Origin of the sequence: Acinetobacter sp. BSP-28 (assembly GCF_044130285.1) — a bacterium.
Lineage (GTDB): Bacteria > Pseudomonadota > Gammaproteobacteria > Pseudomonadales > Moraxellaceae > Acinetobacter.
This window is the reverse complement of sequence record NZ_JBIQOB010000021.1, coordinates 62,991-69,915: the sequence shown is the minus strand read 5'-3', so window position 1 is coordinate 69,915 and position 6,925 is coordinate 62,991. Positions and strand designations below refer to the sequence as shown.

The following is a 6,925-nucleotide window of genomic DNA, read 5'->3' as shown; positions in this document are numbered from 1 at the left end:
GAAATAATGGAAAGGCATTCTGACTTTACGGCTTCATCATGACGACGATGCCCAGGTTGACCACGACTGGCATGTGTCAGGCCTGAAACACCATCTTGCCTTAGCTTCTGCAATAACCGTGTGATTTGACGGGTTGAAAGATTCAGAATTTCTGCAGCACGGACTTGTGTAATACGTTGATCTCGAACGTCTTGCAGAACAGCAAGACGTTGTATTTCCTTGTCAGACATAGTGATCAGCATCTCGATTCATATCCAGCCCATGATGTTGATGCGCATCATAGACCAGACATTTTTATTGGTGAGAATACAGACACTTTAAATGGTTTCTAACAAAATCACTTCGTATAATATAGATTATGTTAAATAAAATATTTTTTATTATAATATGATTGTTGTCCTCCACTAACGTTGTTCTGACTTTTATTCAGGTAATGAAACTTTATGTATTTTTGATTTTATGGTGGCGGGAGTTGAACCCCCTAGAGTTCAGCTCTATCAAAATCTATTCTACATAAGCCTTTGTATTTTCAGTTAACCATCTATTCTCGTTTGATAGTCTTTAATAGATATTGAAAAAAATGTGGCAAGCATATACCACTAAACTCACTTAATCTTTACCTCTAATAATTTTAAAGGTTAAAAACCAACCACAATAATCCAATTAAAAATTGAGAAAATTCTGCAAGTTTTTGCATCTTGAATGAGCAAATAATATTCCAGTCTCCTATACATATAAGTTTTCATTATAGTCGTTAAAAATTTTAAACGTGCGAATATGTTAACCTTATTACTATTGCAATAAGAAATTCTCTGTATGCGTATCCATGCTGACTTCTCAAAACCAATTATCATCACACCCCATGATAATCAATGGATCAAATCCCCTGGTGGTGAAGTCAATCGTATGATGCTTGACCGAATAGGTGAAGAAAAAGCACGTGCAACCAGTCTCGTTGAATTTGCTCCAAACTCTCAATTTCCTGAGCATAAGCACCCACTTGGTGAAGAGGTATTGGTGTTATCAGGCGTTTTCACTGAAGATGCAGAACATCATTATCCTGCGGGATGGTATATGCGTAATCCGCATCAGTCAGCACATCATGTCTCTAGTGAAAGTGGTTGTAAAATTTTCGTCAAACTAATGCAAATGACAGAGGATGAATTAGAACCGACACGCATCAATACATATGATCCAAAAAACTGGGTGTTGAGCCAAGGTCGACACACTTGTCCTTTGTTTGAATCAAAATTTGAAAAGACTTTTTTAGAAAAGTTAGAAGCCAATCAGAATTTTTCTGAGACTCTAGAACGAGGTATAGAAGTATTAATTATTGCAGGTGAATTACGCTCTGCTTCAAATATCTATCCTACAGGTACATGGATGCGCTTGCCACTAAAAAGTAATTTAAAATTTTATGCAGCAGCATCTGGTGCAACTATTTATGTCAAAACTGGCCATCTGCAACATGCAATAAATGTATGGGGAAATAAACAATAATATATATTCAAAATTGGTAGCTATTCAGAAATTTCATTCTGAATATTCTATCAACTTTGATATATCCACTCAGCAGTCGGCCACTTCTTCTCATCAATTGATTGTTCTACACAATTTAAAATTTCACGTGAGATGATCCGGACATGCTTGGGAATATTTCTAGTTGAATGTACGGCTAAAGTAATCACTCGAGTAAATGCTGGATCTATAATTGGGATAACTTTTAATAATCCTGCCCTGAACTCATTAACCACAGAAACTAGAGGCAATATAGTATAACCAAACCCCTGAATGACAAGTTGTTTTTGTATATTTAAATCATTCGTTTCCGCATACACATTTAAATCAGATCCATGTTGTTTATAAGCTTGTTCTATTAAAGATCTCAAACGATGAGGATGACAAGGCAAAATTAATGGAAAATTTTCCATATTTTCAAGTTCAAAAAACTTATTTTGTTGTAGTGAGGATTGAGCTGATCCTATTAAAAATAATGGCTCTTTCACTAATGGAGTCAAATCAATTAATTTTGAAGGGGTAGAATCATACATCAAGGCTAAGTCGATATCCCCTGCCTCGAGCCACTCTTTTAAATGTCCAGAATATCCAACTGAGATTTTAACTTGTACTTCAGGATATTTTTCTTTAATCAAGCTCATGATTAAAGTAGAAAGTAATTCGCTAATACTTGATAACACACCAATATGGACTTTTCCTCGAATAATACCTTTACTTGCAGTTAACTCTAGTTTCGCACTCTCAATATCCTCCAAAATTCTTCTAGCATAGGGTTCAAGAACCTTACCATCATCAGTTAAAGCCATGCCATGACGAGATCGATGAAATAGTTTCACCCCTAATTCTTCTTCCAACATTTGGATTTGGCGTGATACCGCTGGCTGTACAATATTCAACATAGCCGCAGCTTTAGTGAGATTTTCAACTTCTAATATCGTAATAAAAGTTCGTAATTGCTTAATGTCCATTTCAATAGTTTTCTAGCATCCATTCCATCAAAATATACTATTTTTATTCTCAATCCATAGCAATATATGATCAAAAACAAGAAAAGATCGAAATAAGGATATTCAAATGAAAAGTACCTTTACTAACTACCAAGAAATTCGTGAAGCAGTCCGTTCACTTTGTGCAGAGTTCCCTGCCGAGTACCATCGTAAAATTGACGAAGAGAAAGCATATCCGGAGGAATTCGTCGATGCTTTAACAAGGGCCGGATGGCTTGCTGCGATGATTCCAGAAGAGTATGGTGGTTCTGGTTTGGGTCTGACTGAAGCTTCCATTATTATGGAAGAGATTAACCGTAGCGGTGGAAATTCAGGTGCATGTCACGGCCAAATGTACAACATGAGCACTCTATTGCGGAATGGTTCAAAAGCGCAGAAAGAATTGTATTTACCTAAAATAGCAACAGGTGAATGGCGCTTACAATCCATGGGTGTAACTGAACCAACTACGGGAACTGATACCACTAAAATACGTACTACTGCCGTAAAAAAAGGTGATCGTTATGTGGTGAATGGTCAAAAAGTTTGGATCTCAAGAGTCCAACACAGCGACTGGATGATTTTACTTGCCCGTACAACTCCATTGGCAGAAGTCACTAAAAAATCTGAAGGTATGTCAATTTTCATGGTAGATATTAAAGAAGCTATGAAATCTGGCATGGTTGTTCAACCAATTCCAAATATGGTGAACCACGAAACGAACGAATTATTTTTTGAAAATTTAGAAATTCCTGAAGAAAACCTGATCGGTGAAGAAGGTAAAGGTTTTAAATATATTTTAGATGGTTTAAATGCAGAACGGACCTTAATTGCAGCTGAATGTATTGGTGATGGTTACTGGTTTATGGATAAAGCCACCCAATACGTTAAAGACCGTGTAGTGTTTGGTCGTCCAATTGGGCAAAACCAAGGGGTGCAATTCCCATTGGCAGAAGCTTTTATTGAAGTTGAAGCAGCCAATTTAATGCGTTTCCGAGCATGTGAATTATTTGATCAAGGTCAAGCTTGTGGTGCTGAGGCAAATATGGCGAAATATTTAGCAGCTAAAGCAAGTTGGGAGGCAGCCAACCACTGCTTACAGTTCCATGGTGGTTTTGGTTTTGCCAATGAATATGACATTGAGCGTAAATTCCGTGAAACACGTTTATATCAAGTTGCACCGATTTCAACCAACCTAATTTTAAGTTACGTAGCTGAACATTTGCTTGATTTACCTCGTTCATTCTAATAAGAGGCAATAAAAATGACTCAACCAACAAAGCCGAATCGTTCTTATTTATTTGTTCCTGCAAACCGTGTTGAGCGTTTTGAAAAAGCGCTCAACACTGGAGCAGATGCAGTCATTATAGATTTAGAAGATGCTGTACCGGCAGAACTGAAAGTTTCAGCACGTAAGATGCTGAAACAGTGGTTGGTTGAGCATCCTGAATATCAAGTTTTGATTCGCGTCAATGCCAAACAAACAGCATGGTTTGCAGAAGATATTCAACTTGCCAAGTTTGATAATGTCAGCGCGATTGTCTTACCCAAAACAGAATCTGCGGCAGATTTGGAGGCTATTATCCAACTGCGAAATATTGCAATTTATCCCTTAATTGAAACACCTTTGGGCTTTGCCAATATACGTGAAATTGCGACTGCGGTAGCAACACGTGCATTAATGTTTGGTTCGATTGATTTTCAATTAGAAATGAATATGCAAGGTTCATATCACGAACTGCTATATTTCCGGAATGAAATTGTTTTAGCTTCCCGCTTGGCGAATATTGAAGCACCTATAGATGGTGTCACCGTAGATTTTAAAGATACTGCTTTAATTCAACTTGAAACTGAACAAGCTAAAAATTTGGGCTTTGCAGGCAAGCTCTGTATCCACCCGAATCAAGTGGAATTAGTAAATCAGGTATTTAGCCCAACGGCTACAGAAATTGAATGGGCAACCCGCGTTTTACAAACTGTTGATGCAGCGCAAGGTCAAGCTGTGAGCTTAAATGGCAAGATGATTGATCTGCCCGTCATTCTCAAAGCTAAACAAATTTTACAACAAGCCACTTTTAGCGCTTAAGTGTTGAAGATGAACCATTCAGATAAGGATATCCAAATGAGAAATTTTGATGCGTGGATTGGAAAAAAAGAAATTTCTAACGATTTTAGCTATGCTCGCCCTGTTGCGATGATGCAGGCTTTACTTAATCAAGAACAAAAAAATCTAGCAGAATTACCATATTTATTTCATTGGTTTTATTTCCTGCCTATCATCAATGCGGGAGATTTAGCTGAAGATGGACACCCCAAAAAAGGTGGATTTTTACCTCCTATCCCCTTCCCGAAAAGAATGTTGGCAGGTGGTCGTCTGCAATTTTTAAAGCCAATTGCGGTCAATCAAAATATTCGTCGTGAATCTGAAATTGCAAAAATTGAACTCAAACACGGTAAAAGTGGCGATATGTATTTTGTCACGGTAAAACACTCTATTTTCGCAGAAGATGAACTCGCCATTATTGAAGAACAAGATATCGTTTACCGTGAAGCCAGTAACCAAATAGCAGCCAAAAAACCAGACTCTGCAAAACCAGTTACTGCCAAACCTTATAGCTATAAAAAACAGTTCCCGATAGATACCGTGACTTTATTCCGTTATTCGGCGCTCACCTTTAATTGTCATAAAATTCACTATGATCGTCCTTATGCCACCCAGCAAGAAGGTTATCCAGGCTTAGTAGTCCATGGTCCTTTACTTGCAACTTTATTACTGCACACCTTTACCCAAGAACATCCTGAGCAAGAAGTCGCAAGTTTTGAATTCCGTGCACTGAATCCTCTATTTGATTTTAATGAATTTTTCATTTGTGGCGATGTACACACGCAAGATGGTGAACTCTGGATTGAAAAAACTGATGGCCAACTTACAATGCAGGCTAAAGTCACTTTTAAATAAGCAATCCAAACCAAAGTAAGGTTCAAATAAAGGAGAAACAACATGCGACCTTTAGAAGGGATTACCGTTATTACTTTGGAACACGCAATTGCAGCACCATTTTGTACTCGCCAACTAGCTGACCTAGGTGCACGTGTCATTAAAATTGAACGCCCCAATGTTGGAGATTTTGCCCGTAAATACGATGAACGTGTCGATGGTATGTCTTCACATTTTGTTTGGACTAATCGCTCTAAAGAAAGCTTAACTTTAGATGTGAAAGCAGAACCTGCACAGGATATTTTAAAACAGCTCATTCAAAGTGCCGATGTATTAGTACAAAATCTTGCACCGGGTGCAGCATCACGCTTAGGACTTTCTTATGCGGCATTAAGTGAAATTAATCCTAAAATTATTGTGTGTGATATTTCAGGCTATGGCGATGACTTGGACAATCCAGGTCCTTATCGTGACAAGAAAGCTTATGACTTATTGATTCAAAGCGAATCAGGGTTTCTCTCCATCACAGGTACGCCCGATGACTATGTCAAAGCAGGGTGTTCAATTGCTGATATTGCAGCAGGTATGTATGCCTATACCAATATTCTAGCAGCGTTACTGGAACGTGAAAAAACAGGTAAAGGCAAACGTATTGACGTATCCATGCTTGAAAGCATGACCGAGTGGATGGGTTATCCCCTATATTATACTTTGCGTGGTGATTCTGCCCCGCCTCGTACAGGTTCTGCGCATGCCACAATTTACCCTTATGGCCCCTTTCCAACAGGTGATCACAAAAAAGTGATGCTTGGTATTCAAAATGAACGTGAGTGGCAGGCATTTTGTCAGATTGTTTTAGAACAGCCTGAATTGGCACAACGTGCTGAGTTTATTAACAACACGCAACGTTCTAAACACCGTGACAGCTTAAGACAAATTATTTTGCAAATTTTTGACCAACTAACGCAGTTACAAGTCATCGAACGTTTGGAAAAAGCCAATATTGCCAATGCCAGTGTCAATGAAATGCAAGATGTTTGGCATCATCCACAACTTCAGGCACGGCAACGCTGGACCGAAGTCGATACACCAATTGGTAAAGTGCCCACACTTAAACCTGTGGGCTTAAAAGATGAAGTAGATTTTGTGATTAAAGCCGTACCAGATTTAGGGCAAAACTCTGCTCAAATTCTCCAAGAATTAGGCTATACAACTGATGAGATTGAAGGATTCATCACACAATCAATTATTTAATATTTTTTCCTTTTGAAAGTGTTGAAATTTATGCGCAGCAATTTCTAGGAAATACCATACATCACAAGGGTACATTCAACAATGGTGATGTTTTACTACCCAAACTCTTCACTTTAATTCTTTAGGTTATCACTCCTCTAGGGGGGTGATTTTAAAAATAGATAAAATAATAAATTTATAAAAACATATTAGGTAAATTTTTGTTTGTAATTTTATTCTTAATAAGGAT

At 37.8% G+C, this 6,925-nt stretch carries 7 protein-coding genes; 5 read left to right on the top strand and 2 right to left on the bottom strand.

Features of this window, described 5'->3' with window-relative positions:
- The coding region (locus ACE01R_RS14310) for a helix-turn-helix domain-containing protein (protein WP_395552012.1) at positions 1 to 242 on the bottom strand (242 nt) is incomplete at its 3' end.
- A 574-nt stretch (positions 243 to 816) separates the two neighbouring features.
- On the opposite strand from ACE01R_RS14310, the gene ACE01R_RS14305 reads away from it, so the two are divergent.
- On the top strand, positions 817 to 1,500 hold the full coding sequence (locus ACE01R_RS14305; protein WP_395552010.1) for a cupin domain-containing protein: 684 nt from the start codon (positions 817 to 819) through the stop codon (positions 1,498 to 1,500).
- A gap of 50 nt (positions 1,501 to 1,550) precedes the next feature.
- On the opposite strand, the gene ACE01R_RS14300 is transcribed toward ACE01R_RS14305, so the two are convergent.
- Positions 1,551 to 2,486, bottom strand: coding sequence for a LysR family transcriptional regulator (locus ACE01R_RS14300; protein WP_395552005.1), 936 nt, complete (start codon positions 2,484 to 2,486; stop codon positions 1,551 to 1,553).
- 106 nt (positions 2,487 to 2,592) lie between these two features.
- Between ACE01R_RS14300 and ACE01R_RS14295 the strand changes: the two genes are divergently transcribed.
- From ACE01R_RS14295 to ACE01R_RS14280, 4 genes are read left to right on the top strand one after another with little or no spacing between them, the layout of a single operon-like run.
- A complete protein-coding gene (locus ACE01R_RS14295) occupies positions 2,593 to 3,753 on the top strand; it encodes an acyl-CoA dehydrogenase family protein (protein WP_171547270.1) in 1,161 nt (386 codons plus the stop codon).
- A gap of 15 nt (positions 3,754 to 3,768) precedes the next feature.
- Complete coding sequence (locus ACE01R_RS14290) at positions 3,769 to 4,590, top strand: HpcH/HpaI aldolase/citrate lyase family protein (protein ID WP_395551988.1); 822 nt, start codon at positions 3,769 to 3,771, stop codon at positions 4,588 to 4,590.
- A gap of 36 nt (positions 4,591 to 4,626) precedes the next feature.
- Positions 4,627 to 5,463, top strand: coding sequence for a hypothetical protein (locus tag ACE01R_RS14285; protein ID WP_395551986.1), 837 nt, complete (start codon positions 4,627 to 4,629; stop codon positions 5,461 to 5,463).
- Between the two features lie 42 nt (positions 5,464 to 5,505).
- Positions 5,506 to 6,696 carry a CaiB/BaiF CoA transferase family protein gene (locus tag ACE01R_RS14280; protein WP_395551984.1) on the top strand — a complete coding sequence of 397 codons (1,191 nt, stop codon included), beginning with the start codon at positions 5,506 to 5,508 and terminating at the stop codon, positions 6,694 to 6,696.
- Positions 6,697 to 6,925 lie beyond the last annotated feature (229 nt).